Consider the following 25,209-nt stretch of genomic DNA (forward strand, 5'->3'; position numbering starts at 1 on the left):
ACTATGTTTTTTATCCAGTTTGCCGTTGTGCTGCTGTGTATCCTGATTGGTGCGCAGGTTGGCGGTATTGGTTTGGGCGTGCTCGGCGGTATCGGCTTGGCCGTATTGTCTTTTGGTTTCCATCTTCAGCCGACCAGCCCGCCGATTGATGTGATGCTGATGATTATGGCGGTAGTGTCTGCCGCGGCGGCCATGCAGGCCAGCGGCGGTTTGGACTATATGATTAAGATTGCCACGCGTGTGCTGCACCGCAATCCGAAATACATCACCTTTATCGCGCCGGCGGTAACGTACACCTTTACCGTGTTGGCAGGTACGGGCCATGTGGCTTACTCGGTCTTGCCCGTGATTGCCGAAGTCAGCCGCCGCAATGGCATCCGTCCTTCCCGTCCTTTGACGATGGCGGTTATCGCTTCCCAATTTGCGATTGTCGCCAGCCCGATTGCCGCCGCGGTTGTTGCCTGCGTCACCATGCTTGAGCCGCAACATATCACGATGGCGGATGTGTTGAAAGTTACCGTTCCGTCCACGATTTTGGGTATCGGTTTGGCTTGCGTGTTTGTAAACAAACTGGGCAAAGAATTGAAAGATGATCCGCATTATCAGGCTTTGCTGCAAGATCCGAATTATGTGAAAGAATATATCGATGTGGAGGAACAACAAACCGATGTTGCCATTTCGCCGAAAGCCAAATTGTCGGTCGGTATTTTCTTGACTGCGGCATTGCTGGTGGTCGTGATGGGTGCGCTGCCTGAGCTGCGTCCGGCTTTTGAACACGATGGCGCGATCAAGCCTATGGGCATGGCACATACGATTGAAATCGTGATGCTGTCTGCTTCTGCGCTGATTATTTTGGCGTGTAAACCCAATGGCGATGCGATTACCCGAGGTTCGGTATTCCATGCCGGTATGCGTGCCGTGATTGCGGTGTTTGGCGTGGCTTGGTTGGGCGATACCTTGATGAACGGCCACTTAACAGAAGTGGAATCGACAGTCAGCCATTTGGTTGAATCTGCACCATGGACCTTTGCCTTTGCCCTGTTTGTCTTGTCGGTATTGGTCAATAGCCAAGGCGCGACAGTGGCAACGCTGTTTCCGATCGCCATCAAACTGGGTATTCCTGCGCCCATCATTATCGGCACATTTGTTGCGGTAAACGGTTATTTCTTCATTCCGAACTACGGTCCGATTATTGCCGCTATCGACTTCGATACAACCGGCTCGACCAAAATCGGCAAATTCATCTTCAACCACAGCTTCATGATTCCGGGCCTGTTGAGCATGGCATTTAGTCTGGCTTTCGGTTTGTTGTTGGTTCAACTGTATTATTGATGGACTGAAAAATAAAGGCCGTCTGAAATTAAATTTCAGACGGCCTTTTTGATATTGTTATCCGAGAGCTTAATTGCAGTATTTATTGACGTCGTTTTGGTATTGCTTAATCAGGCTGTCGCGATTGGTCAAGCGTGCGCTTTCGGCGACTTGACGGTTGATTTTGGCGATTTTGCAGTTTTCCAGCTTGTTTTGGCGGTTTTGCTCTTCGATTTTTTTATTGCGCTCTTCGATTTGTTTGTTTTGTTCCGCAACCTGTTCGTTGGGCTGCTCGGCAACCGGCTCAGATGCCGCAACAGCAGGCGCAACGGCAGGTTTGACGTTGTGCGTGCGGATGTTGACCACGCCGGAACGCTTCGGTTGCAGACGGTTTGGCGTATCGGAATAGCTGTTGCCCGATGTGCCTTTCCAAGTGTAAACCTCGGCCGCGCCGGTCAGGGCGGCGGAAGAGAGAAGGGCTGCTATCAGACAGGTTTTGAGTACGGAAGATTTCATGGGTTTCCCTTATGTAAATGATGTTCTCATGCGGCTTATTTTACTTGAAACTGCAATGCGTTGGCATATTTTTGTACGCCAAATCAAATCATGTAAAAAAATAACGTTAAAACGTGTATTGCCAATGTTAGCATCAAGCCGGTGTGATATAATGCCGTGCATCTTGCACAAACTGAAAGACCGAGCATCATGCGTATTGTAGAAAAAGCCTATACTTTCGACGACGTTTTGTTGGTTCCAGCGCACTCAAACGTGCTGCCTCGAGATGTCAAACTTCAAACCAAACTCACCCGCGATATCACGCTCAACCTCCCTCTACTTTCTGCTGCAATGGATACCGTTACCGAAGCGCGTCTGGCCATCTCTATGGCTCAAGAAGGCGGCATCGGCATTATCCATAAAAACATGACGCCGGAGTTGCAAGCGCGTGCCGTTTCCAAAGTGAAGCGCCATGAGAGCGGTGTGGTGAAAGATCCCGTTACCGTTGCGCCGACCGCATTGATCCGCGAAGTCTTGGAAATGCGCGCACAACGCAAACGCAAAATGTCCGGTCTGCCTGTTGTTGAAAACGGCAAAGTGGTCGGTATCGTGACCAACCGCGACCTGCGTTTTGAAAACCGTGTCGATCTGCCGGTTTCTGCTATCATGACTCCCCGTGACCGTTTGGTTACCGTTCCTGAAGGTACCAGCATCGATGAAGCCCGCGAAATCATGCATGCGCACAAAGTTGAGCGCGTTTTGGTGTTAAATGACCAAGACGAACTCAAAGGTCTGATTACAGTTAAAGATATTCTGAAAACAACCGAATTCCCTAATGCCAACAAAGATGCCGAAGGCCGCCTGCGCGTCGGTGCCGCGGTGGGTACCGGCGGCGATACCGAAGAGCGCGTCAAAGCATTGGTAGAAGCAGGCGTGGACGTGATTGTGGTTGATACTGCCCACGGTCATAGCCAAGGCGTTATCGATCGCGTGCGCTGGGTCAAAGAAACTTATCCGCACATTCAAGTCATCGGCGGCAACATCGCGACTGCCCAAGCCGCTTTGGATTTGGTGGCCGCCGGTGCGGATGCCGTTAAAGTCGGTATCGGCCCGGGTTCGATTTGTACCACCCGTATCGTGGCCGGCGTGGGCGTGCCTCAGCTGACTGCGATTCACAATGTTTCCGAAGCCTTGAAAGGTACAGGCGTTCCCCTGATTGCCGACGGCGGTATCCGCTTCTCCGGCGATATTGCCAAAGCTCTGGCAGCAGGTGCATACAGCGTCATGCTCGGCGGTATGTTTGCCGGTACGGAAGAAGCACCGGGCGAAATCGAACTCTACCAAGGCCGCTCTTACAAGTCTTACCGCGGCATGGGTTCGTTGGGTGCGATGAGCCAAGGCTCTGCCGACCGCTACTTCCAAGACAAAACCGACAGCACAGACAAATATGTTCCTGAAGGTATCGAAGGCCGCGTTCCTTACAAAGGCCCGATTGTGAACATCATCCACCAGCTGACTGGCGGCCTGCGCTCCAGCATGGGTTATTTGGGTTGCGCCAATATTGCTGAAATGCACGAGAAAGCAGAATTTGTGGAAATCACTTCTGCCGGTATGAGCGAATCTCACGTTCACGACGTACAAATCACTAAAGAAGCGCCTAACTACCATCGTTAAACCAGTATAAAAAGGTCGTCTGAAAATATTTCAGACGGCCTTTCTGTTTTTATAAGGTTTTAAAAATGAAGAGAATATTACTTGCCGCTGTTTGGTCTGGTGTTTCAGGTTAGGTATTTGCAGAACTTGCCGGATAAATTGGGAAGACAAACGCTTCACGCGCTGAAATGACATGTATCAACTAGTACGTTTTGAACTGAGCGATTAAACCGAGTTTCAGATGGCCTTTTAAAAATCGTATTACAATAAGCTAAAATTAAAAACACATTCCATTATGTCCAAAAAAATCCTGATTATTACCCCAAGCTGGATTGGCGACTGTGTCATGACCCAACCGCTTTATCGTCGTTTGCATGAGCTGCATCCCGGCTGCACCATTGATGCTTTTGCACCCAAATGGTCGATGGCCGTATTTGAGCGTATGCCTGAAATCAACCGTGTGATGGAAAATCCGTTTGGACATGGTGCGTTGGAATTGAAAAAACGCTGGCGTATCGGGCGTGAATTGGGAAAAGAAGGCTATGATCAAGTAATTGTTTTGCCCGGTTCGCTCAAATCCGCCATTATTGCCTTGGCTACGGGTATTAAGCAGCGTACGGGCTATGTTGGCGAGTCGCGCTATTTTTTGTTGAACGATATCCGCAAGTTGGATAAGGCCGCGTTGCCCTTGATGGTCGACCGCTATACTGCGCTGGCGCATCCGACCCAAGCAGATTTTAACGGGCATTCCGATAATCCGTGTTTTAAGATTGATCCCGAAAGCCGTCAAGCTGCTTTGGAAAAACATGGTTTGACGACGGATAAACCGATTTTGGCATTTTGTCCCGGTGCGGAATATGGCCCGGCCAAGCGTTGGCCTGCGCGTCATTTTGCCGAACTCGGCCGCCGATATTTGGCCGAGGGTTGGCAGGTTTGGCTGTTTGGTTCGCAAAAAGATTTCGATATTGCAGATGAAATCAACCAACTTTCAGACGGCCTGTGTACCAATCTTTGCGGCAAAACCAATCTTCCGGAGGCGATTGATCTGTTGTCTTGCGCCGATACGGTCGTGTGCAACGACAGCGGTCTGATGCATCTTGCGGCCGCGCTTGATCGGAAATTGGTTGCGGTTTACGGCTCATCCAGCCCTGACCATACGCCGCCTCTAAGCCAAAAGGCAAAAATCGTCAGCTTGAATTTGGATTGTTCGCCATGTTTTAAACGCGAATGTCCGTTAGGGCATACGGATTGTTTGAACAAGCTGACGCCGGATATGGTGCAAAAAGCAGCGGAAGAGCTGGCTCGTTCGGCGTAATCCAATAAAGCTTAGATGGAAAGTAGTAAAGGGCAGATTTGAGTCTGCCTTTTGATTTTTCATTTCTTTGATTTCTTAACGAAAGGCCGTCTGAAAATTATATTTCAGACGGCCTTTTTTGGTTTCAATATATCCGATTATTTTTGATGCAGATTGTAAACGTATTCGACTTCTTCGCGGCTGCCCATGAATACGGCAACACGTTGGTGCAGGCCGGTAGGTTGGATGTCGAGCATGGCTTCGATGGCGTTGTTTGATGCGCCGCCGGCTTGTTCCATAAGCAGGCTCATCGGGTTGGCTTCGTACATCAGGCGCAGTTTGCCCGGTTTGGATGGGTCGCGTTTGTCTTGCGGATACATGAATACGCCGCCGCGCATCAGGATGCGGTGGATTTCGGCAACCATGCTGGCTACCCAGCGCATATTGTAGTTTTTGCCGCGTACGCCGGTTTCGCCTGCCAGCAATTCGTCAATGTATTGTTGAACAGGGGCGAACCAATGTCTTTGGTTGGACATATTGATGGCGAATTCTTTAGTAGACTCGGGAACGCGCGGATTTTCTTTGGTCAGCAGGAATTGGTTGGCATCGTCCAGAGTGAAGACGAACACGCCGTGACCGACAGTCAGTACCAGTTGTGTTTGCGGACCGTATAAAACATAACCTGCGGCCACTTGGTCGCGGCCTTTTTGCAGGAAGGACTCGGTAGTTAATGCGCCTTCTGGTTTCGCCAAGATGGAGAAGATGGTGCCGACGGAGATGTTGACGTCGATATTGGAAGAGCCGTCCAACGGGTCAAACAATACCAAATAGCCGCCGTTTTCGTGTGTGGCGACATAGGTGTCTTCTTCTTCGCTGGCAAGGCCTGCGATGTTGGCATTGGCTTTTAAAACATCAATCATGATGTTGTTGGCAATGACGTCAAGTTTCTTTTGGTCTTCGCCTTGGATGTTGCCGGTACCTGCCATGCCCAAAACGCCGGAAAGCGCGCCGAGGCGGACTTTGGCGTTGATGTCCAAACAGGCGGCGGCTACGGATTCCAGTACGCTGGCCAGCTCTTGCGGCAGTTTGTGTTCGGGCAGGTGTTGGGCTAAGAATTGGTTCAGTGTCTTCATGGTTTCACTCTTTTCCTAAGTTTGAATCGAATATTTTTCAATTTCAGGCCGTCTGAAAACGGCGTGTTCATTTGGTTTTGCTCTCGGCCATGCCTAAAACTTCTTTAGTGCAGGCGATGCTGGTGTCTTTGATGCGTTTTTTCAGCTCGTCGCTGATGGAGTCGCTGCCGCCCAAAAGCGATGTCGCTTCTTCAGGATTGATTTGGTCGACTGTTTTTTCGCCGATGCAGCGGCAGATTTTTTCAGTGGTCGCGGAATCAAACGGGCTTTTTCCGGAGGCTTTTTCTACGCAGGCTTCGGTTGCCGAGCGGACAAATTCGGTGCGGAAACTTTGGGTAAATTCTTCTTTAAATTCGTTTTTTGCTGATTCGCTGCACGCGCAGAGCAGGAGTGTGCAGGCTAGGGGTGTGCGTATATTCATGAGTGGACGGCCGTTAATTGTTATGTTGTGAATTGTAGTGGAAAAAGGCTTAAGTATAAAGGGTTAAGGCCGTCTGAACAGGTATGGCGGCAAAATCAAAGCGTTTGGGTATACGTTCAGACGGCAGTGTTTATTTCGTTTTGCTTTCCAATACATAATGCGCGCCGACATCTTGCGCCAAAATTTTGGCAAGTTCGGGCAGATTGTTTTGCAACTGTTCGGCAAGCATATAGGGCGGGTTGATGACGAACATGCCGCTGCCGTGCATACCGAAGCCGTCGCTGCGCGGCGTATGGACATGAAGCTCGGCGTGCAGATAATTGTCGGGAGCGATTTTTTTGAGTTCGTCCGGAAGTTTGCGGCTTTCTTCGCGGCTCAAGCAGGGATACCAAACCATGTAGCAGCCGGTTTCAAAGCGTTTTAAAGCATCTTTCAAGACTTGGACGACACGGCGGTAGTCTTGTTTTTCTTCGTAGGGCGGATCAATCAAGACGGCGGCGCGGCGCGGCGGAGGAGGCAGAAGTGAAATCAAACCTTGATAACCGTCCGCTTGGCTGACCTGCACTTTACGCGCAGGGCGAACTTCGCGCATATTGTTTTGTAAATGGACAAAATCGGCAGGGTGCAGCTCAAAGAGGCGCATTTTGTCGCTGTCGCGCGTGAGCGCCTGTGCTAGCCAAGGCGAGCCGCAGTAAAGGTTGTCTTGCGGCAGTATTTGTTTCAGACGGCCCACAAATTCGGCCAATTCGGCAGGCAGCTTGTCAGCTTGTTCCAAGAGCACAAAGCCTTGTTTGTATTCGCCGACTTTTTGCGCTTCATCGCCGCTCAAATCATACAAACCGGCACCGCTGTGCGTATCGATATACCAATAGGGCTTGTCTTTGCGGTTGAAATATTCGAGGACGAGGAAGAGGGTAAAGTGCTTGAGCATATCGGCTGGTTGCCGGCATGGAAGGCGTGGCGGTAGCTGAGCATGATCGGGCTGCGGAAATAAAAATTCGATTATACCCCAAACCATCGCCATCACCGCTTTCAGACGGCCTTTGTGCCTGGAAAATGCTACAATATCCGCCTTATCGTACCATCGGAAAGAAGACATCATGTTTACAGGCATCGTACAAGGTATGGGCAAAATTACAGACATCGCCCAACCTTCGCCCGACTTTCGTACCCACACAGTTGAGCTGCCCCCCGAAATCGCCGACAATCTGCAAACCGGCGCCTCTGTCGCCAACAATGGTTGCTGCCTGACCATTACCCGAATCGACGGCAACAAAGTCAGCTTTGATTTGATGGACGAGACCTTACGTAAAACCAATCTCGGCAGCTTGAAAGTCGGCGACAGTGTCAATTTGGAACGCGCGGCGCGGTTTGGCGATGAAATCGGCGGCCATGTAATGAGCGGCCATGTGATGGCGGTTACCCGAATTTCCCGAATTGAATCAAGCGAGTTCAACCGTACAGTTTGGTTTGAGCTGCCGGAAAACCTCAAGCCCTACATCCTGACCAAAGGCTTTGTCGGTTTGGACGGTTGCAGCCTGACCATAGGTGAAATCAGCGACAGCGAATTTTGCGTACACCTGATTCCGGAGACTTTGGAGCGCACCCTGTTTGGCAGCCGCAAAGAAGGCGACCTCATTAATATTGAAATCGATCCGCAAACCCAAGCCGTTGTCGATACCGTGATGCGAGTATTGGCGCAAAAGGCCGTCTGAAAAAAAGAAAGCCGAAATGAAATTATCCAATTTTTTGAAAAAAGCGAATTCCGTTTTAAACCGTCTGGATTTAATCCTGCCTGACGAAGCCGGTAAAACCGACTGGCGCGCTTTGGCCTACCGTTGGCACAGCGTGGGCAAAAAAGGCATTTTGGAAAGCCTGCCACGTCCGCATACGTTTCCTTTGAGCAGATTGGCGGCAGTCGGTTCGCAAACCGACAGGCTGAAACGCAATACCGAGCAATTTTTGGCAGGCCGTCCGGCAAATAATGTCTTGATGACCGGCGCACGCGGTACGGGCAAATCTTCCTTGGTTAAAGCGTTGTTACACGAATACGCCGAGCGCGGCCTGCGACTGATTGAGGTGGATAAAAGCGATTTGATCAGCTTACCGGCTTTGTTGACGCTGTTGTCTGAGCGTCCCGAGAAATTTATCGTTTTCTGCGATGATTTGTCGTTTGAAACCGGTGATGAGACCTATAAAGCCTTGAAAACTGCTTTAGACGGCGGACTGTCGCAACGTTGCACCAATGTTTTGGTTTATGCTACTTCCAACCGTCGTCATTTAATTCCTGAATACATGGATGAAAACGGCGGTACGACGGGCACTCGCGGCGAAATCCATCAGAAAGAGGCCGTCGAGGAGAAAATCTCCCTTTCCGACCGCTTCGGCTTATGGCTGAGTTTTTATCCTTTCGATCAAAACGATTATTTGACCGCCGTAGCCAACTGGTTGGACGATTTCAATGTGCCTTTTGACGATACGGCGCGCCAAGCCGCGTTGCAATGGGCGCAAATGCGCGGCAGCCGTTCAGGCCGCTCGGCATGGCAGTTTGCCTGCGACTGGGCAGGTCGGTTGCCGGAAGAAAGAGTGTTGGATTAAGGCTGAAAAAGCAAAGGCCGTCTGAATATGGTTTCAGACGGCCTTTTTGTATTTTTATTTATCCATCAGCGCAAGCATGAAGACAACCACTGCTGGCGTTGGCGCGGATTGAGCAGATGATAGAGGCGGTATTGGATTTCCATTTCATCCACTGCATAGTCCATGCTGGAGAGGTAGCGGCTTTCAACATAGTCGCGGGCGGCGTTTGAATCGAATGAGTCGCCGGAGAGGATTTTGATGATGGTTTGACGGCGGTTGCGGTCGGAGCGTACGGTTTTGCGGTAGGCTTTATCGTTGATTTGTTTGAAGTCGGTACGCAGGCGGCGCAGAGCGGCGTGTTGGTCGGCGGATAAATTAAGCTGTCGAATGTCGCAATTTGGATGGAAGTCGTCTAAAGTGGCCAGAAACGGACCGGCATGTGCAGGCAGGCTGGAACAGAGTAGGGCGAGTGCTAAGAAAGTAAAAGTCGGATAGCGGGAAAGTGCGACAGACACGGTGTTTTCCTAATATTTCATCAGGTTTGGAAATATAACCGATTAGCGTGTGAAAGGCAGTATCAAAGCAGTTAACTTTTGTTAATGATGTTAGATTTTTCTGCACGTGTATGTATTCAAATAATTTATTTTCAAAGCCTTACAATTTGATTTTAAGTTTCATTAATGTATGTGAAATGTAAATTCATAAAAATGACGGTAGAGACGTTGTCGGCGGCATACAACATAGGGTTAAAAATGCGATAATGACAAAGGAACACACTTTAGGAGAATAAACATGACCGACTACCGTATTGCCCCCAGTATTTTGTCTGCCGATTTTGCCCGTTTGGGCGAAGAGGTTGCCGAAGTTATCCGCGCGGGTGCGGATTTGATTCATTTTGACGTGATGGACAATCATTATGTGCCGAATCTGACTTTCGGCCCTATGGTTTGTGCGGCTTTGAAACCGTATGCAACCGTGCCGGTCGATGTGCATTTGATGGTTGAGCCGGTGGACGATTTGATTCATGCGTTTGCCAAATCCGGTGCCAATATCATTACCTTTCATCCCGAAGCCAGCCGCCATGTCGACCGCAGCTTGGGTTTGATTAAAGAATACGGCTGTCAGGCAGGCTTGGTATTGAATCCTGCTACGCCGGTTAATATTCTGGAAAACGTTTTGGACAAACTGGATATGGTGTTGCTGATGTCGGTCAACCCGGGCTTTGGCGGACAAAGCTTTATCCCGAATACGCTGGTGAAAGTCCGCAAAGTGCGCGAGATGTTGGACGAGTATGAACGGCAAAGCGGCCGCCATATTGCATTGGAAGTCGATGGCGGCGTGAAGACAGACAATATTGCAGAAATTGCGGCGGCAGGTGCGGATACGTTTGTGGCCGGTTCGGCGATTTTTGGCAAACCGGATTATAAAGCCGTTATCGATGAAATGCGTCAACAGTTGGCGCAAGTCGGATAACGAAGCCGGGATATTCTTGGTTTCCAAATTTTAAATAATCAATGTTTAATATTAAAGGCCGTCTGAAATAATTTTCAGACGGCCTTTTGTTTTAGCCTAAACCCTTACAGCGGCCATTTCAATGCAGGATTGCTTTCAATGACTGCTTTGAATTGGTTTTGAATGCGCTCAATCGCTTCTTGCGTATCCGCTTCAAAACGCAACACCAAAATCGGCGTGGTATTGGAAGCACGCATCAGGCCGAAGCCGTCAGGGAATTCAACGCGCAAGCCGTCGATGGTGATGATTTCGGTCGCACCTTCAAACTTGGCATTGGCAGCCAGCTCTTCAATCACTTTGTGGCCGTTGCTGCCTTCGGGCAGGTCGATGTTGAGTTCGGGCGTGGAAATGCTTTGCGGCAGCTTGTTCAACACTTCGGACGGATTGTCGAAGGCAGACAGGATTTCCAAGAGGCGTGCGCCGGCATACATACCGTCGTCGAAGCCGAACCAGCGTTCTTTAAAGAAAATGTGTCCGCTCATTTCGCCGGCCACCAGTGCGCCGGTTTTTTTCATGGTGGACTTGATGAAGCTGTGGCCGGTTTTTTCCATCACAGGATCACCGCCGTGTTCTTTAATCCAAGGTGCGAGCAGGCGGGTGGATTTGACGTCGAAAATCACTTTGGCTTTAGGATTGCGGCTCAACACGTCTTGCGCGAAAAGCATCAGTTGGCGGTCCGGATAGATGATGTTGCCGTCTTTGGTAACCACGCCCAAGCGGTCGGCATCGCCGTCAAATGCCAAGCCGATTTCGGCATCGCCATTTTTGAGCTCGACGATGAGGTCTTGCAGGTTTTTCGGTTTGGAAGGGTCGGGGTGGTGGTTAGGGAAGTTGCCGTCCACTTCGCAGAAAAGTTCGGTTACTTCGTTGCCCAAGCCTTTGTAGAGTTTGCCCGCGAATGCGCCGCCGACACCGTTGCCCGCGTCGATGGCGATTTTCATCGGGCGTTTGAGCTTGATGTGGCCGACGATATTGTTGTGGTATTCGCCGGAGATGTCTTTTTCGGTTACGCTGCCTTGTTTGTCAGCGGCAACAAAACCGTCTTTTTCAATAATGGCTAAAAGTTCTTGAATGGCTTCGCCTGCGAGCGTGTCGCCGCCGAGCATCATTTTGAAACCGTTGTAATCGGGCGGATTGTGGCTGCCGGTAATCATCACGCCGCTACCGCCGCATTCGTTGATGGCCGCGAAGTAGAGCATAGGGGTGGCAACCATGCCGACATTGAGGACGTCGATGCCGCTGTCTGTGAAACCGCGTTGAATCTGCGCCATCAGGCCGGGGCCGCTCAAGCGTCCGTCGCGGCCGAGTGCGATACGGGTAATGCTTTTTTCTGCGGCTTTGGTGGCAATGGCTTTGCCGATTAAGTAGGCTGCTTCGTCAGTCAGGGTTTTGCCGACGATGCCTCGGATGTCGTAGGCTTTGAAAATGTCGCGGGCGATATTTGCCATGTGGATTTCCTTTAAATTTAAGGGGAAATAATGAGGCTTATTCTAACACGGCTAAAAGGCCGTCTGAAAAAATCAGACGGCCTTTTGTTGTTACATCAAAGAACAGTGTTGTTTGGACGAATCAATTGTTGAAAGTGTTGCACTGGTTGATGTCGCCGCTTTCCAAGCCGCGCTTGAGCCAAGTCATGCGTTCTTCGGACGAGCCGTGGGTAAAGCTGTCGGGAACGACATAGCCCTGAGCTTGTTTCTGCAAGCGGTCGTCGCCGACGGATTCGGCGGCAAGCATCGCTTTTTTAATATCTTCGGCTTTGAAGATATTGTTGTTGACGGCGTAGTGTCCCCAAATACCGGCGAAACAGTCGGCCTGCAATTCGAGTTTGACGGAAAGGGCGTTGGCCTCTTTCTTGCCGACTTGCTGTTGCATTTTGTGGACTTTAGGCAGAATGCCGAGCAGGTTTTGAACGTGATGGCCGACTTCATGGGCAATAACGTAGGCAAACGCGGCATCGCTGGCGGATTCGAGCTTGGTGCGCATGTCTTCGTAGAAGCTCAAATCCAAATAAACTTTTTGGTCGCCCGGGCAGTAAAACGGACCCATGGCAGATTGGCCTGTACCGCAGGCGGTGGATGTACCGCCTTCATACAACACCATGGTTGTCGGTGTGTAGCGTTGGCCGTGTTGTTGGAAATATTTGCTCCATGCTTTTTCCGTCTCGGCAAGGACGACACGGGACATTTCGTTCAATTCGGCTTCTTGTTGGCTGTCGAGTCGGGTAGCTTGCTGGGTAGGAATGCCCATTGAAGATGAGCCGCCGACCAAACCGCTCAAATCCACGCCGTAATATGCGCCGACCAAAACCACAATAATGCCGAGTATGCCCGGCGTTTTGCCGCCACCGCCGCCACGGCTTCCGCGGCGATCTTCGACGTTTTGGCTTTGTTCACGGCCTTTCCAATCCATAATGCGTATCCTGTGTAGTTTTCATGCGGCGGATTATACTATGGAATGTCAAATGTGTTTGATCGAATTGTGAATATTGCTGGAGGCCGTCTGAAAATGCGACATCGGGAAAGTGAAAACGGCAGTATCTTTCAGACGGCCTTGGTGTTTGTTAGAATGAACAAACCTACTATTGGGAGATATAAGATGAAAGTCAGCAGTAAAGCTATTGTCAACGGCGAATTTGAAGACAAATACGGCAAGCGCGGCAGCCAGTTCAGTCCGAGCGGTATGCCTTCTTATTCGATTCCTTTTGAAATCGAAGATGCGCCTGAAGGAACAAAATCGTTTGCCGTGGTATTGGAAGACAAAGATGCCATTTCAGCATCGGGTTTTGTATGGACGCATTGGTTGATTTCGGATTTGAAACGCACTTCCGTGGCAGAAAATGAGAGTATTTCTGCAACAGATTTTACGCAGGGCGCGAATACTTGGGCGAGCGCGTTGGGTAAGTTTGAAATCGAAGAGGCTTCGTTTTACGGCGGTATGGCGCCACCGAACAACCGCCATCGTTACGAGCTGATTGTGTATGCGCTGGATACCGTTTTGGATTTGCCGCGCGGTTTCCGCTTTAATGAGCTGCATTTTGCCATGCAGGGCCATATGTTGGATTCGGCATGCGTGGTCGGTACTTATGATGTGTGAAGGTATCGTCATTAATGATTGAAAAACAGCCTGTCCGTTTTGAATTCGGACAGGCTGTTTTTATGGGAAATCAAATCAATTAAACCACTTCGGCTTTGGTGATGATCACAGGCTCGGTCGGTACATCGTCGTGGTAGCCGTGGCGTTTGGTAGAAACGCCTTCGATGGCATCGACAACGTCAAAACCGTCAACGACTTTACCGAATACGGCATAGCCCCAGTCTTGGACGACGGTTTTGCCGTACAATTCTTTAGAGCGGAAGTTCAGGAAAGCGTTGTCGGCAGTGTTGATGAAAAATTGCGTGCTGGCAGAGTGCGGATCGGAAGTACGCGCCATGGCGATGGTGTATTTTTCGTTAGGCAAACCGTTGGACGCTTCGTTTTGAATCGGATCGCGGGTTTCTTTTTCGTTCATGTTTTCATCCATGCCGCCGCCTTGAATCATGAAGCCTTTGATGACGCGGTGGAAGATTACGCCGTCGTAGAAGCCGTCTTTAACGTATTGCTCGAAGTTTTTAGCAGTAACGGGGGCTTTGTCGAAATCGAGTTCGATTTTGATGTCGCCTTTGTTGGTGTGCAGGATAATCATGGGTTTCCTTTCGTTAGAATCCGGTTTTGAATCATTTGTTAAATTGTGTCTGAACGACAAACTTCAAGGCCGTCTGAAAAATATTCTTTCAGACGGCCTGGACTATGTTTACGGGTTTACGGCATCAGGACGAAATAAGCCCACAGCGCAACCAATACGATACAGAGGACGTTCAGCAATAAGCCGACGTTCATCATTTCGCGTTGCTTAATCAAGCCCGTACCGAACACAATCGCGTTAGGCGGCGTAGCAACCGGCAGCATGAACGCGCAAGACGCGCCGATGCCGATGACGAATACTAAGACTTGTTCGGGCAGCCCCATTTGTGTGGCGATGCTGGCGAAAATAGGCACGAGCAGCGCGGCGGAGGCGGTGTTACTGGTGAACTCGGTCAGGAAGATGATGAAGGCGGCAACCACGAAAATTACCAGCAATGCAGGAGAATGGGAGAAGGTGGAGGCAACCTGTTGACCCAATGCTTCAGACGCGCCGGAAGATTGCAGCAACGCGCTCAAGCTGATACCGCCGCCGAAGAGCATCAATACACCCCAGTCGGTATTGCGCGCGACTTCTTTCCATTGCGCCACGCCGAATACGACGACGGCAACGGCGGCAATCAGGGCGATGACGGTGTCTGGGTTGGAAATACCGAATGCAGCTTTGATTTTGGAGCTGAATACCCAAGCAACGGCGGCAGCCAAGAAAATCAACAGCGCGATCACGCGGTGTAGCGTCCAAGGAATAGACTCCTCTTTAACTTCCACACGTTCGTTCAAATTAGGTTTGAGGATGACATACATGGAGAACAGCATCAGCGGCAGAATCAACAGCATCATCGGCAGGCCGAGCTTCATCCAGCCGACGAAGTCCAAGTTCAGCGCTTTGGCGGCAATCATGTTTGGCGGTGAACCGACCACGGTACCCAAACCGCCGATACTGGCGCAGTAGGCGATGCCGAGCAGGACGAAAACGTAGGTTTTGCGCTCTTTTTCTTGGTCGAGGTGGCTCATCATACCCATGGCTAAAGGTAGCATCATGGCGGCGGTCGCAGTATTGCTGATCCACATGGACAGGAAGGCGGTAACGGCAAACAGCATCAACACAGCCACTTTCATATTGCCGCGCGACAGGCGCAACAGGCTGACGGCGATTTTACGGTCGAGGCGCTGCATGTGCAGGGCGGTGGCAAGCGCGAAGCCGCCGAAGAAGATGTAAATCGTCGGATCGGCAAAGCCCGCCATCGCTTTTTTGATGTCCATGTCGGGGAAGCCGAGTACGACGGCGAGAATCGGTACCATTAATGCGGTTACCGTGATGTGGACGGCTTCGGTAAACCAAAGCGCGGCTACGAAAATCAATAGCGCGATGCCTTTGTTGGCGTCGGGGCTGTAAGGCAGGATGCTGTAAATGCCGAAACAGACGACGGCGGAGATGATGGTGGTCAGCAGGCCTTTAAAGTCGGTAATCGGCTTTTGTGCACTGAGCAGCTCGACGTTTTCCGGATGCTGGGTTTTGTCCTTTGCGTGCAGATCCATAGAATGTTCCTCTGAAGTTTGCTGGTTTTTCTTTTACGCTTGTGCCGGCCGTTTTCAGACGGCCTGACAGCGACAGTATATTTGTAATTTAATGTAGTGTAAATAAATTGTAAATTATTTTTTAAAATAAAATAAAAAACGGACAAGCAGCAGGAAGGCTGTTTGTCCGTTCGATTAGGAAAGTGATTGGATTTTAAACGTTTTGTGGCGGGTTGCCTTGTGCTTTAACCAGCAGGCTGCACACGGCCAAAGCGGCCGCAGCCAAGAGCGCGCCTGCAATGCCGATATTGGAAAGGCCGAACCAAGTGGTCACGTAATGCCCCAAAAGCGCACCGCCGCCGATACCGACATTGTACAAACCTGAATAAATCGAGTTGGCCACATCTGTCGCATCGGAAGCAAACGTTAATACTTTGGAGACCATGCCCAAGCTGACGATGACGATGGCCACGCCCCAAATAAACACCAGCGCATATACCGCATACGGGAAAGAGGCAAGCGGCAGAAGCAGCAGGGCGGAGAGCAGGATGACCGTCACTGCGCCGAGCATAAACAAACGTTGCGCTTTGGCAAACCATTTGCCGAACAGATAAGATGCGGCAAATCCTGCCAAACCGTACAGGCTCAAGACTATTGTTACTTGTTCGGCTTTAAAGTGGCCGATTTGCAAAACGAAAGGCTCGATATAGCTGTATGCCGTGAAATGGGCTGTAATAATCAACACCGTCATGGCATAGAGCAGCATCAGGTTGCGGCGTTTGAACAAACTCGGCAGGCTGCTTAAAGAGCCGGTATTTTGGCTGGGTAAAGCAGGCAGGTTTTTAGCCAACACCAGCATTACGCCGGCGGCGCAGACACCAATCAGCAGGAAACTGAGCTGCCAGCTGAAATATTGCCCGACCACGCGTCCGAGCGGAATACCCAACACCATCGCCAAAACCGTACCCGTGCTGAGCAGGCCCAAAGCCTGATTGGTCTTACCGTCCGGAGCAAGCCGTACCGCCAAAGAAGCCGTAATCGACCAAAATACTGCGTGTGTCAGCGCAATCCCGATACGGCTGACTAAAAGGATGTTGAAGTTCCAAGAAAAGAACGACAGCGCGTGAAACAGCGCAAACAGTGCAAACAGCATCAGCAATAATTTGCGCCGTTCGATGTTTTTCGTCATCAGCATCAGCGGCAGCGATAGGAGCGCAACAATCCACGCATACACCGTAATCATCATGCCCACTTCCGTTGCCGGTTTGCCAAAGCTCTGACCGATGTCGCTCAAAAGCGCAATCGGAATGTATTCGGTGGTATTGAAAATAAACGCCCCCACCGCCAGCGCGCATACGCTAACCCATTGTTTGAATGTTGAAGTCATTATTATGTCCGTTTGATGAAGCAAAAGGCGTTATTGTACGCCTATCTGCATTTTTCAGACGGCCTTAATGAAGAATTTGCAAGCTGTTTGCGTAAGGAGTAAAGTGTTCGGCAACCATATTTGTGTGAATGAAAGGAAATACAAATGCAAACTGTTACCCTCAACATCGACGGCATGACCTGCGGTGGCTGCGTGAAAAGCGTAACCCGTCTTTTGGAAGGCGTAGAAGGCGTAGAAAAAGCAGAAGTCAGCTTGGAAAACAAAAATGCAGTGATTACTTTCGATGAAAGCAAAACAGATGCCGACGCGCTGATTGATGCCGTAGAAGACGGCGGCTACGATGTGGCTTTGTAACCGATAAGTGTATTTTTGAATAAAGGTCGTCTGAACAGTTTCAGACGGCCTTTGTCTCTTGATACTTACTTTTTGCCATTATGTCGTTTTCGTTTGATAATACATAAACACAAAAACACGCGCCAAACAATCAATAGGAGGCTTTGCCATGCAACAAAAAGTCCGTTTTCAAATCGAAGGCATGACCTGTCAGGCCTGCGCTTCGCGTATTGAAAAAGTGTTGAACAAAAAAGATTTTGTCGAATCGGCGGGGGTGAACTTTGCCAGCGAGGAGGCGCAGGTTACATTTGACGACAGCAAAACCTCCGCAGCCGACATCGCCAAAATCATTGAGAAAACCGGTTACGGCGCAAAGGAAAAAACGGAAGATACATTGCCGCAACCTGAAGCAGAACACCATATCGGCTGGAGGCTGTGGCTTTTGCTGGCCATTAATATTCCGTTTTTAATCGGCATGGTAGGCATGATGATCGGGCGGCACGATTGGATGATTCCGCCTGTATGGCAATTTGTGCTGGCAAGCATAGTGCAACTTTGGCTGGCCATCCCGTTTTACAAAAGCGCGTGGGCAAGCATTAAGGGCGGGTTGGCGAATATGGACGTGCTGGTTACCATCGGCACGGTATCGATTTACCTGTATTCCGTTTATATGCTGTTTTTCAGCCCGCACGCGGCGCACGGCATGGCACACGTGTATTTTGAAGTAGGCGTGATGGTGATCGGTTTTGTGTCGCTGGGCAAATTTTTGGAACACCGCACCAAAAAATCCAGCCTGAACAGCTTGGGCTTGCTGCTCAAGCTCACGCCGACCCAAGTCAACGTGCAACGCAATGGCGAATGGAAACAGCTTCCCATCGACCAAGTACAAATCGGCGACCTTATCCGCGCTAACCACGGCGAACGCATTGCCGCCGACGGCATTATTGAAAGCGGCAGCGGTTGGGCGGATGAGAGTCATCTTACCGGCGAATCCAACCCCGAAGAGAAAAAGGCAGGCGGCAAAGTGTTGGCGGGTGCGTTGATGACCGAAGGCAGCGTGGTTTACCGCGCCACACAGCTCGGCAGCCAAACATTGCTCGGCGACATGATGAACGCGCTCTCTGAAGCACAAGGCAGTAAAGCACCGATTGCGCGTGTGGCCGATAAAGCGGCGGCGGTGTTTGTGCCAACTGTCGTGGGCATTGCGCTTTTGACTTTTATCGTTACTTGGCTGATTAAAAGTGATTGGACGGTTGCGCTGATGCATGCCGTTGCTGTTTTAGTGATTGCCTGTCCGTGCGCGCTTGGTCTGGCAACCCCTGCCGCGATTATGGTCGGTATGGGCAAGGCGGTGAAACACGGGATTTGGTTTAAAGACGCGGCGGCAATGGAAGAAGCTGCCCACGTCGATGCCGTCGTGTTGGACAAAACCGGCACGCTGACCGAAGGCAAACCGCAGGTTGCCGCCGTTTATTGCGTACCCGACAGCGGCTTTGACGAAGACGCTTTGTACCGCATCGCCGCCGCCGTTGAACAAAACGCCGCCCACCCGCTCGCCCGCGCCATCGTCTCCGCAGCCCAAGCGCGCGGCTTGGATATTCCCACTGCAAAAGACGCCCAAACCGTTGTTGGCGCAGGCATTACCGCCGAAGTGGAAGGCGTGGGTTTGGTGAAAGCAGGAAAAGCCGAATTTGCCGAACTGAACTTGCCGAAGTTTTCAGACGGCGTTTGGGACATTGCAAGCATTGTTGCAGTCTCAGTTGACAACAAACCCATCGGCGCATTCGCACTCGCCGACGCGCTGAAAGCCGATACCGCCGAAGCCATAGGCCGTCTGAAAAAACACAATATCGATGTTTACATCATGAGCGGTGACAACCAAGGCACGGTCGAATACGTCGCCAAACAACTGGGTATCGCACACGCCTTCGGCAACATGAGTCCGCGCAACAAAGCCGCCGAAGTGCAGAAACTCAAAGCCGCCGGCAAAACCGTGGCGATGGTCGGCGACGGCATCAACGACGCACCCGCGCTCGCTGCCGCCAACGTCAGCTTCGCGATGAAAGGCGGTGCGGATGTTGCCGAACACACCGCATCCGCTACACTGATGCAGCATTCGGTCAACCAACTCGCCGATGCCCTGCTGGTGTCGCAAGCGACTTTGAAAAACATCAAGCAAAACCTGTTTTTCGCTTTTTTCTACAATATCTTGGGCATTCCGCTCGCCGCACTCGGCTTTTTAAACCCCATCATCGCGGGCGCGGCAATGGCGGCAAGCTCGGTTTCCGTGTTGAGCAATGCCTTGCGCCTGAAACGGGTGAATATTGAGTGATAATATAAAGGCCGTCTGAAGACTGTTTTTTCAGACGGCCTGTCATCAAGTATTTTTGAAGGAATAATCAGATGAAAACACTTCGTTTATTGTTTGGCTTGGCATTGGTTGCCACTGCGTTTAGCGTGCAGGCTGAGGATTACAGCGAGAAGCAGCACGATAAGCTGATACGGGAATGCAATCGGAACAATCTGGAAAGTTGCGTCACTGCGGCCATTTGGACGCGCGACTATCTTGAAGCGCCTGCTAATGCTTATCCGTTTCTGAAAAAAGCTTGTGATGGCGGCAATATGCGCGGCTGCAATGTTTTGGGTAATCTGTATCTTAATCCGTCCAGCGGTTTGGGTATGGATTATGCCGCCGCGGTCAAGCTCTACGAACGGGCCTGTAAAGGCGGTTATGAAAATGCCTGTACCAATCTTGAAGACACTAAAGCAGAGATGGCGCAAGGCAATACATCAGACCGCGACAGCCGGTTAAACCAACTGAGCGAATCTTGTGCTTTGGAAAATGAAGCCGCTTGTCAGGCATTGATGCTGGAAATGCAACGTTGAGTATGACGTTGAGGCCGCCTGAAGACTTTTTTTCAGACGGCCTTTAATCCATATCTTTTCTGATTTTGAGACCCAAGCGGGAGTATGTCGTATGGACATGATGTTGTTGACCAATATTGTATTGATTGTTTTATGTATTTTTACCATGTTGCTGGTGTGGTCGCGCAACTGGAAACGCAAGCAGGCGTATTTTGAGAAAATCAAAAGCAATCCGGAAAACCTCAAATGGGTTGGGCAAAATCTGACCGGTCAGGAGTGGAAGGATTTGAAAGCCGTGAGCGACCGTTTTGGGCTGCCGGTGTTGCAGGCCAAGCAATTAATTGATTTTTATAAAAACGGTCAGCGTTAATTTATGATTTAACGATAGAATTTGACTGAAGTTAAGGCCGTCTGAAATAGCACTCTTATAATAATATAAGTAATATTTCAGACGGCCTTGCTGTTGGTTCAAATAAAGGGAGGAGAATAAAAATGACCGTTTACTTAATCGGCGATTCTGTTCGGCTTGCATCGGAGCCTTACACACGCGCCGCTTTGTTTGAGGCGGATATTGTTTCTCCATCGGAAAACTGCCGCTCGTCGCATGATGTGTTAGAGCATATCGGGCAATGGACAGAGGGCGCGACAGTGGGAGACATTATCCACATCAACTGCGGTTTGCACGACATCCGCCACAATCAAGGCTGTAATGAGCCGGTGGCCGATATAGAAACCTACCGCAACAACCTGACCCGAATTTTCGATTATCTGAAACGGACGGGTGCAAAAATTATTTGGGCGAGCAGTACGCCGTTTTTGGAAAGTGTACACAATATCGTCAAACCCTCGCGCCGTTATCTGGCCGACTTGAAGGCCTATAACCGTGTGGCGGAGGATTTGGCAAGGCAATATGGTTTTGCCGTCAATGATTTATATAGTTTGATGTTCGGGCAGGATTTGACTGATGTGATGCTGTGCGACGGACTTCATTTCAATGAGTTCGGCAGTAAGATGATAGGCAAGGCAGTAGCAGAGGCGATATTGAAACAGATGGATTAACCTGACTTAATTTGTTTTGTCATGTTTTGGCTTTCAGACGGCCTTTAAAGTTGAAGTGAAGCCCCGATATATGGTAATATAGCACTAATCCTATCAACATTTAATCCAGGAGTATGGCCATGAGCGGCGAATTAGATAAAATCAGCGGTAAAGTAAAAGAAGTGGCAGGAGATGTATCCAGCAATACCAAACTTGAAGCTGAGGGCTTGGTTCAACAAGGCGTTGGCAAAGTAAAAGAAGCAGCATCAGATATTGAAAGCAAAGCCAGTGACACTTTAGAAGAAGGTAAAGCAAAAGGTTCGCAATTGTTTGAAGAAGCTAAAGAAAAAGCAACTGCTTTAGCCGATGAAGCCAAAGAGAAAGTAGCACACTTGGCTGAAGAAGCCAAAGAAAAAGCTGAAGGCTTGATTAATGATATTAAAAGCAAATTTTAATATTTAAAGAATAAAAGGCCGTCTGAAAGATTTTCAGACGGCCTTTTATTATGGTTTTAAAGCTTAGGCAAACTGTTTGCCAAATTTGATAAATTCGTCTTTTTTGGCTTTGGCTTTGCCGGAGTCGATGGCTTCTTGAGCGGCTTTGACGCCATCTGCCAGCGAAGCAACCACATTTCCTGCATAGAGCGCGGCAGCGGCGTTAAGGACGACGATATCGCGTGCGGCACCAGCTTTGCCGTCCAACACTTCGTTCATTTTTTGCAGGGATTCTTGCGCGTTTTCGACTTTGATTTCGTCCAAATTGCGGCGGACTTCCATGCCGAAATCGGCTGGGCTGATGTCGTATTCGGTGATTTTGCCGTCTTTCAGTTCGGCAACGCGGGTTTTGCCGGTCAGCGTGATTTCATCCAAACCACCTTCGCCGCACACAACCAAAACATGTTTAGATCCAAGCTGTTGCAATACGCGGGAAAGAATGCCGCACAAGTCGATGTGGAACACGCCCAAGAGTTGGTTTGCCGCGCCGGCCGGATTGGTCAGCGGGCCCAAGATATTGAAGATGCTGCGGAAGCCGAGCGAGCGGCGGACAGGGGCAACATAGCGCATGGCGCTGTGATGGTTGGGCGCGAACATAAAGCCGATGCCGGTTTGCTGAATGCTTTGGGCAACCTGTTCGGGGTTGAGGTTGAGGTTGGCACCCATTTGTTCCATGACATCGGCAGCGCCGCTGGATGAAGAAACGGAGCGGCCGCCGTGTTTGGCGACTTTCGCACCTGCCGCAGCCGCGACAAACATAGAAATCGTGGAAATATTGAAGGTTTTGGCACCGTCGCCGCCTGTGCCGACAATATCGACTAAGTCGTCGGCGTTTTCCAGCGGCACTTTAGTGGCAAATTCGCGCATCACGCTGGCTGCGGCGGTAATCTCGGAAACGGTTTCAACTTTAATCCGCAGGCCGGTCAGAATGGCGGCGATTTGCTCGGGAGGAACTTGGCCGCTCATGATTTGGCGCATGAGGTCGGTCATTTCATCGTAGAAAAGTTCGTTGTTGCTGATGAGGCGTTCAATTGCTTGTTGAGGGGTAATCATGATTTTTCCTTTGTTTGTGTCCGATGTGATTCAGGCCGTCTGAAATGCGGTTTGAACACTCAAACACATTTCAGACGGCCTTTCATTAAGATTTTTGCGGACGATAGTCTTTGAATTCTTCCAAGAAGTTTTTCAGCATATCGTGGCCGTGTTCGGTCAGCAGGGCTTCGGGGTGGAACTGTACGCCTTCGACGGCATATTCTTTGTGGCATACGCCCATGATTTCGCCGTCTTCCGTCCACGCGGTAATTTCGAGGCAGTCGGGCAGGGTGGCGCGGTCGATGGCTAGGCTGTGGTAGCGCGTGCAGTTGACCGGATTGGGTAGGTCTTTAAACATGCCTGTGCCGTGGTGGAAAACGGGGGAGACTTTGCCGTGCATCATCGTTTGCGCGCGCACGACATTGCCGCCGAATGCTTCGCCCATGGTTTGATGGCCGAGGCACACGCCCATGACGGGCAGCCTGCCGGCAAAGTGCTGCATGGCTGCAACAGAAATGCCTGCCTCTTTAGGGGAACAAGGGCCGGGGCCGATGACCAGATATTGCGGTTTCAGGGCTTCGATTTCTTCGATGGTGATTTCATCGTTGCAGCGTACCAAAACTTCCTGCCCCAATTCGGCAAAGTATTGGACGATGTTGTAGGTGAAGCTGTCGTAGTTATCAATGAATAAAAGCATTTGCAAACCTTTAATGACATTTCGGCAGACAGGGTAAGGTCTGCCAAAATTGTAAAAATCGTTTATGTTTGCATAATATCACAATCTTTACCTAAAGGCCGTCTGAAACGGCGGATAAGACAAAACAGCTAAAAAATGCTATGCTTTACGCTTTGAACCTAATCTGTTTGAAGTGATGAAAAAGTATCTTATCCCGACTGCCGCCGTCGTTGTCGCCGCTGCGCTCGGCACGCCTTATTATCTTGGTGTCAAAGCGGAAGAAAGCCTGACCGAGCAACAAAAGCTGTTGCAGGAATCCGGTTTCTTGACCGTTGAGTCCCACCAATACGATCGCGGCTGGTTCAGTTCAACCGAGACGACCGTCATCCGCCTCAAGCCGACCCTGCTTCAAAATACGCAAAAATACCTGCCGGACAATTTGAAAACCGTCCTACAAGAGCCGATTACGGTCATTAACCACGTGACACACGGCCCGTTTGCCGGAGGTTTCGGCACGCGCGCCCATGTGGAAACTGAGTTCCAATACCATCCGGAAACCAAAAAAGTTTTAGACCGCTTCTTCGGCCAGCAAACGCCGTTGACCATGACCAATACGGTTTACCTTTCCGGCGACGGCAAACTCAGCCTCAATATTCCCGCCTTCGATTATGAAGAGCTTTCCGGTATCAAGCTCAACTGGAAAGGCTTTAGCGGCAATACCGATTACAGCCAAGGCTTCAAAAGCTATCGTCACGATTATCTTGCGCCGTCTTTGCAAGTCAAATTGGCCGACAAAGGTGATGTGTCTTTGGAAAACCTGCGCTTCCAATCCGAAACGGAAGACGGCCTGACCAAACTTGCTTTGGGTAAGAGCAGCATTACGTTGGATAAATTCCTGCTGCAATGGAAAGAAAATATCGATTACAACGTTAAGTTGAACGAATTGGTCAACCTTGTGACCAATCTACAAATCGGTGCGTTTATCAATCCGACCGGTACGATTGCTCCGTCTAAAATCGAAGTCAACAAACTGCGTTTCGATACCCAGACCGGCGAAGTCGATAAATTCATCAACAGCGAAGGCCGCTTCCAATTTGAAAGCCTGACCTATGGCGAAGATAAATACGGCCCTCTGGACATCAATGTCGCTGCCGAGCATTTGGACGCCGCATCACTTTTGGCATTGAAAAACAAAATTGCCGAAGTGTCCGTGAAGAAAATGAGCGAAGAAGAAATTCAGGCTTCCTTGATTCAGACGGCCAAAAACGAGGCTTCGGGCCTGTTTACTAACAATCCGGTTTTGAACGTCAAAACCTTCAAATTTACCATGCCTAATGGTGATGTCGATGTCAGCGGCAAGCTTGCCTTTAAAGGTTTGACGGCCAAAGACCTCAACAGCCTAGGCGATATGTTGAAAAAAACCGAAGCCGACTTCAACATGAGCGTACCGCAAAAATTGTTGGAACAACTCGCCGTCAACCAAGCAAGCAGCCTGTTTAGCGTCAATGCCGAAGATGAAGCCGCAGGCCGTGCCAGCATCGACGATATCAACGAGACCTTGCGCCTGATGGTGGACAGCACCATTAAAAGCATGGCAAGTGAGAAATATCTGACCTTAGAAGACGATAATGTCAAAACCCATCTGACTCTGCAAAACAGCGAGTTGAAATTAAACGGAAAAGTCCTTCAAAGCGACCCAGAACCCGAGTTTGACGAATCAGACTTCCTCAATAACTAATCCTCAATAACACAAACAGCGGTTTTAACTTCCAGGAAGTTAAAACCGCAAATC

General features: G+C 50.1%; 25 protein-coding genes and 1 pseudogene. 14 read left to right on the plus strand and 12 right to left on the minus strand.

All coding sequences use genetic code 11. The features are described 5' to 3' along the window. The first annotated feature begins 3 nt into the window (after window positions 1–3). Window positions 4–1,332 (plus strand): anaerobic C4-dicarboxylate transporter family protein, encoded by a 1,329-nt coding sequence (locus tag HMPREF2871_RS10055; protein ID WP_049336539.1) that lies wholly within the window; start codon window positions 4–6, stop codon window positions 1,330–1,332. A gap of 69 nt (window positions 1,333–1,401) precedes the next feature. Here HMPREF2871_RS10055 and HMPREF2871_RS10060 read toward each other — a convergent pair whose 3' ends face one another. Beyond that, window positions 1,402–1,827, minus strand: a complete 426-nt coding sequence (locus tag HMPREF2871_RS10060; RefSeq protein WP_049336541.1) for a DUF4124 domain-containing protein — start codon at window positions 1,825–1,827, stop codon at window positions 1,402–1,404. A 189-nt stretch (window positions 1,828–2,016) separates the two neighbouring features. On the opposite strand from HMPREF2871_RS10060, the gene guaB reads away from it, so the two are divergent. Continuing rightward, window positions 2,017–3,480 carry an IMP dehydrogenase gene (gene guaB, locus HMPREF2871_RS10065; RefSeq protein ID WP_049344697.1) on the plus strand — a complete coding sequence of 488 codons (1,464 nt, stop codon included), beginning with the start codon at window positions 2,017–2,019 and terminating at the stop codon, window positions 3,478–3,480. Window positions 3,481–3,754: 274 nt separating this feature from the next. Next, on the plus strand, window positions 3,755–4,774 hold the full coding sequence (waaF, locus tag HMPREF2871_RS10070; RefSeq protein ID WP_049344696.1) for a lipopolysaccharide heptosyltransferase II: 1,020 nt from the start codon (window positions 3,755–3,757) through the stop codon (window positions 4,772–4,774). 137 nt (window positions 4,775–4,911) lie between these two features. Here the strand turns inward: waaF and HMPREF2871_RS10075 are convergent, their stop codons facing one another. From HMPREF2871_RS10075 to rlmJ, 3 genes and pseudogenes are all read right to left on the minus strand, one after another. Beyond that, window positions 4,912–5,886 carry a class 1 fructose-bisphosphatase gene (locus tag HMPREF2871_RS10075; protein WP_049344695.1) on the minus strand — a complete coding sequence of 325 codons (975 nt, stop codon included), beginning with the start codon at window positions 5,884–5,886 and terminating at the stop codon, window positions 4,912–4,914. A 67-nt stretch (window positions 5,887–5,953) separates the two neighbouring features. Continuing rightward, entirely contained in the window at window positions 5,954–6,307 is a 354-nt protein-coding gene (locus HMPREF2871_RS10080; RefSeq protein ID WP_049344694.1) for a hypothetical protein, read from the minus strand. A 130-nt stretch (window positions 6,308–6,437) separates the two neighbouring features. Next, window positions 6,438–7,282, minus strand: a pseudogene (gene rlmJ, locus HMPREF2871_RS10085) (23S rRNA (adenine(2030)-N(6))-methyltransferase RlmJ). A 125-nt stretch (window positions 7,283–7,407) separates the two neighbouring features. On the opposite strand from rlmJ, the gene HMPREF2871_RS10090 reads away from it, so the two are divergent. Continuing rightward, on the plus strand, window positions 7,408–8,022 hold the full coding sequence (locus HMPREF2871_RS10090) for a riboflavin synthase subunit alpha (protein ID WP_049344692.1): 615 nt from the start codon (window positions 7,408–7,410) through the stop codon (window positions 8,020–8,022). A 16-nt stretch (window positions 8,023–8,038) separates the two neighbouring features. Then, entirely contained in the window at window positions 8,039–8,905 is an 867-nt protein-coding gene (locus HMPREF2871_RS10095) for an ATP-binding protein (RefSeq protein WP_036472369.1), read from the plus strand. Window positions 8,906–8,970: 65 nt separating this feature from the next. Here HMPREF2871_RS10095 and HMPREF2871_RS10100 read toward each other — a convergent pair whose 3' ends face one another. Beyond that, window positions 8,971–9,399, minus strand: coding sequence for a Spy/CpxP family protein refolding chaperone (locus HMPREF2871_RS10100; protein ID WP_036490577.1), 429 nt, complete (start codon window positions 9,397–9,399; stop codon window positions 8,971–8,973). Window positions 9,400–9,676: 277 nt separating this feature from the next. Between HMPREF2871_RS10100 and rpe the strand changes: the two genes are divergently transcribed. After that, window positions 9,677–10,357, plus strand: coding sequence for a ribulose-phosphate 3-epimerase (rpe, locus tag HMPREF2871_RS10105; RefSeq protein WP_049344691.1), 681 nt, complete (start codon window positions 9,677–9,679; stop codon window positions 10,355–10,357). A 104-nt stretch (window positions 10,358–10,461) separates the two neighbouring features. Here the strand turns inward: rpe and HMPREF2871_RS10110 are convergent, their stop codons facing one another. Both HMPREF2871_RS10110 and HMPREF2871_RS10115 read right to left on the minus strand, forming a co-directional pair. After that, entirely contained in the window at window positions 10,462–11,844 is a 1,383-nt protein-coding gene (locus tag HMPREF2871_RS10110; protein WP_049344690.1) for a phosphomannomutase/phosphoglucomutase, read from the minus strand. Window positions 11,845–11,965: 121 nt separating this feature from the next. Further along, window positions 11,966–12,805, minus strand: a complete 840-nt coding sequence (locus tag HMPREF2871_RS10115; protein WP_049344688.1) for a KPN_02809 family neutral zinc metallopeptidase — start codon at window positions 12,803–12,805, stop codon at window positions 11,966–11,968. Window positions 12,806–12,991: 186 nt separating this feature from the next. On the opposite strand from HMPREF2871_RS10115, the gene HMPREF2871_RS10120 reads away from it, so the two are divergent. After that, window positions 12,992–13,489, plus strand: a complete 498-nt coding sequence (locus HMPREF2871_RS10120) for a YbhB/YbcL family Raf kinase inhibitor-like protein (RefSeq protein WP_049344687.1) — start codon at window positions 12,992–12,994, stop codon at window positions 13,487–13,489. A gap of 79 nt (window positions 13,490–13,568) precedes the next feature. Here the strand turns inward: HMPREF2871_RS10120 and HMPREF2871_RS10125 are convergent, their stop codons facing one another. The 3 genes from HMPREF2871_RS10125 to HMPREF2871_RS10135 all read right to left on the minus strand — a co-directional run bounded on the left by HMPREF2871_RS10125 (window position 13,569) and on the right by HMPREF2871_RS10135 (window position 16,979). Next, a complete protein-coding gene (locus HMPREF2871_RS10125) occupies window positions 13,569–14,078 on the minus strand; it encodes a peptidylprolyl isomerase (protein WP_049344685.1) in 510 nt (169 codons plus the stop codon). A 116-nt stretch (window positions 14,079–14,194) separates the two neighbouring features. Beyond that, window positions 14,195–15,613 (minus strand): SLC13 family permease, encoded by a 1,419-nt coding sequence (locus tag HMPREF2871_RS10130; RefSeq protein ID WP_049344683.1) that lies wholly within the window; start codon window positions 15,611–15,613, stop codon window positions 14,195–14,197. A 193-nt stretch (window positions 15,614–15,806) separates the two neighbouring features. Next, window positions 15,807–16,979: a sugar transporter gene (locus tag HMPREF2871_RS10135; protein ID WP_049344681.1), complete on the minus strand. Its 1,173-nt coding sequence runs from the start codon at window positions 16,977–16,979 to the stop codon at window positions 15,807–15,809. A 144-nt stretch (window positions 16,980–17,123) separates the two neighbouring features. Here HMPREF2871_RS10135 and HMPREF2871_RS10140 point away from each other — a divergent pair, with 144 nt between their 5' ends. The 6 genes from HMPREF2871_RS10140 (at window position 17,124) to HMPREF2871_RS10165 (ending at window position 21,670) form a co-directional block, all read left to right on the plus strand. Then, window positions 17,124–17,333 (plus strand): heavy-metal-associated domain-containing protein, encoded by a 210-nt coding sequence (locus HMPREF2871_RS10140; RefSeq protein ID WP_049344680.1) that lies wholly within the window; start codon window positions 17,124–17,126, stop codon window positions 17,331–17,333. A gap of 148 nt (window positions 17,334–17,481) precedes the next feature. Next, window positions 17,482–19,644: a heavy metal translocating P-type ATPase gene (locus HMPREF2871_RS10145; RefSeq protein WP_049336564.1), complete on the plus strand. Its 2,163-nt coding sequence runs from the start codon at window positions 17,482–17,484 to the stop codon at window positions 19,642–19,644. A gap of 71 nt (window positions 19,645–19,715) precedes the next feature. Continuing rightward, on the plus strand, window positions 19,716–20,198 hold the full coding sequence (locus HMPREF2871_RS10150; protein ID WP_049336565.1) for an SEL1-like repeat protein: 483 nt from the start codon (window positions 19,716–19,718) through the stop codon (window positions 20,196–20,198). Between the two features lie 91 nt (window positions 20,199–20,289). Then, entirely contained in the window at window positions 20,290–20,547 is a 258-nt protein-coding gene (locus tag HMPREF2871_RS10155) for a hypothetical protein (protein ID WP_049336567.1), read from the plus strand. A 122-nt stretch (window positions 20,548–20,669) separates the two neighbouring features. Beyond that, a complete protein-coding gene (locus HMPREF2871_RS10160; RefSeq protein WP_049336569.1) occupies window positions 20,670–21,236 on the plus strand; it encodes an SGNH/GDSL hydrolase family protein in 567 nt (188 codons plus the stop codon). Between the two features lie 119 nt (window positions 21,237–21,355). Continuing rightward, complete coding sequence (locus tag HMPREF2871_RS10165; protein WP_049336570.1) at window positions 21,356–21,670, plus strand: CsbD family protein; 315 nt, start codon at window positions 21,356–21,358, stop codon at window positions 21,668–21,670. A gap of 63 nt (window positions 21,671–21,733) precedes the next feature. Here HMPREF2871_RS10165 and trpD read toward each other — a convergent pair whose 3' ends face one another. Together trpD and HMPREF2871_RS10175 are read right to left on the minus strand one after the other, a co-directional pair. Continuing rightward, window positions 21,734–22,762: an anthranilate phosphoribosyltransferase gene (gene trpD / locus HMPREF2871_RS10170; RefSeq protein WP_049336572.1), complete on the minus strand. Its 1,029-nt coding sequence runs from the start codon at window positions 22,760–22,762 to the stop codon at window positions 21,734–21,736. Between the two features lie 85 nt (window positions 22,763–22,847). Continuing rightward, complete coding sequence (locus HMPREF2871_RS10175) at window positions 22,848–23,438, minus strand: aminodeoxychorismate/anthranilate synthase component II (protein ID WP_049336573.1); 591 nt, start codon at window positions 23,436–23,438, stop codon at window positions 22,848–22,850. Window positions 23,439–23,613: 175 nt separating this feature from the next. Between HMPREF2871_RS10175 and HMPREF2871_RS10180 the strand changes: the two genes are divergently transcribed. Continuing rightward, window positions 23,614–25,155, plus strand: coding sequence for a YdgA family protein (locus tag HMPREF2871_RS10180; protein WP_049336576.1), 1,542 nt, complete (start codon window positions 23,614–23,616; stop codon window positions 25,153–25,155). The last annotated feature ends 54 nt before the right edge of the window (window positions 25,156–25,209 follow it).

The organism is Neisseria sp. HMSC067G12, from assembly GCF_001812725.1.
Lineage (GTDB): Bacteria > Pseudomonadota > Gammaproteobacteria > Burkholderiales > Neisseriaceae > Neisseria > Neisseria perflava.

Bases quoted from the DNA above. Each gene is read 5' to 3' on its own strand.
- HMPREF2871_RS10095 (WP_036472369.1), top strand. From the start codon at position 8,039: ATGAAATTATCCAATTTTTTGAAAAAAGCGAATTCCGTTTTAAACCGT.
- waaF (WP_049344696.1), top strand. From the start codon at position 3,755: ATGTCCAAAAAAATCCTGATTATTACCCCAAGCTGGATTGGCGACTGT.
- HMPREF2871_RS10145 (WP_049336564.1), top strand. From the start codon at position 17,482: ATGCAACAAAAAGTCCGTTTTCAAATCGAAGGCATGACCTGTCAGGCC.
- HMPREF2871_RS10125 (WP_049344685.1), bottom strand. From the start codon at position 14,078: ATGATTATCCTGCACACCAACAAAGGCGACATCAAAATCGAACTCGAT.
- HMPREF2871_RS10115 (WP_049344688.1), bottom strand. From the start codon at position 12,805: ATGGATTGGAAAGGCCGTGAACAAAGCCAAAACGTCGAAGATCGCCGC.
- HMPREF2871_RS10055 (WP_049336539.1), top strand. From the start codon at position 4: ATGTTTTTTATCCAGTTTGCCGTTGTGCTGCTGTGTATCCTGATTGGT.
- HMPREF2871_RS10175 (WP_049336573.1), bottom strand. From the start codon at position 23,438: ATGCTTTTATTCATTGATAACTACGACAGCTTCACCTACAACATCGTC.
- rpe (WP_049344691.1), top strand. From the start codon at position 9,677: ATGACCGACTACCGTATTGCCCCCAGTATTTTGTCTGCCGATTTTGCC.
- HMPREF2871_RS10110 (WP_049344690.1), bottom strand. From the start codon at position 11,844: ATGGCAAATATCGCCCGCGACATTTTCAAAGCCTACGACATCCGAGGC.
- HMPREF2871_RS10155 (WP_049336567.1), top strand. From the start codon at position 20,290: ATGGACATGATGTTGTTGACCAATATTGTATTGATTGTTTTATGTATT.
- HMPREF2871_RS10080 (WP_049344694.1), bottom strand. From the start codon at position 6,307: ATGAATATACGCACACCCCTAGCCTGCACACTCCTGCTCTGCGCGTGC.
- HMPREF2871_RS10180 (WP_049336576.1), top strand. From the start codon at position 23,614: ATGAAAAAGTATCTTATCCCGACTGCCGCCGTCGTTGTCGCCGCTGCG.
- HMPREF2871_RS10120 (WP_049344687.1), top strand. From the start codon at position 12,992: ATGAAAGTCAGCAGTAAAGCTATTGTCAACGGCGAATTTGAAGACAAA.
- HMPREF2871_RS10150 (WP_049336565.1), top strand. From the start codon at position 19,716: ATGAAAACACTTCGTTTATTGTTTGGCTTGGCATTGGTTGCCACTGCG.
- HMPREF2871_RS10160 (WP_049336569.1), top strand. From the start codon at position 20,670: ATGACCGTTTACTTAATCGGCGATTCTGTTCGGCTTGCATCGGAGCCT.
- HMPREF2871_RS10090 (WP_049344692.1), top strand. From the start codon at position 7,408: ATGTTTACAGGCATCGTACAAGGTATGGGCAAAATTACAGACATCGCC.
- HMPREF2871_RS10165 (WP_049336570.1), top strand. From the start codon at position 21,356: ATGAGCGGCGAATTAGATAAAATCAGCGGTAAAGTAAAAGAAGTGGCA.
- HMPREF2871_RS10140 (WP_049344680.1), top strand. From the start codon at position 17,124: ATGCAAACTGTTACCCTCAACATCGACGGCATGACCTGCGGTGGCTGC.
- HMPREF2871_RS10075 (WP_049344695.1), bottom strand. From the start codon at position 5,886: ATGAAGACACTGAACCAATTCTTAGCCCAACACCTGCCCGAACACAAA.
- guaB (WP_049344697.1), top strand. From the start codon at position 2,017: ATGCGTATTGTAGAAAAAGCCTATACTTTCGACGACGTTTTGTTGGTT.
- HMPREF2871_RS10060 (WP_049336541.1), bottom strand. From the start codon at position 1,827: ATGAAATCTTCCGTACTCAAAACCTGTCTGATAGCAGCCCTTCTCTCT.
- HMPREF2871_RS10130 (WP_049344683.1), bottom strand. From the start codon at position 15,613: ATGGATCTGCACGCAAAGGACAAAACCCAGCATCCGGAAAACGTCGAG.
- trpD (WP_049336572.1), bottom strand. From the start codon at position 22,762: ATGATTACCCCTCAACAAGCAATTGAACGCCTCATCAGCAACAACGAA.
- HMPREF2871_RS10135 (WP_049344681.1), bottom strand. From the start codon at position 16,979: ATGACTTCAACATTCAAACAATGGGTTAGCGTATGCGCGCTGGCGGTG.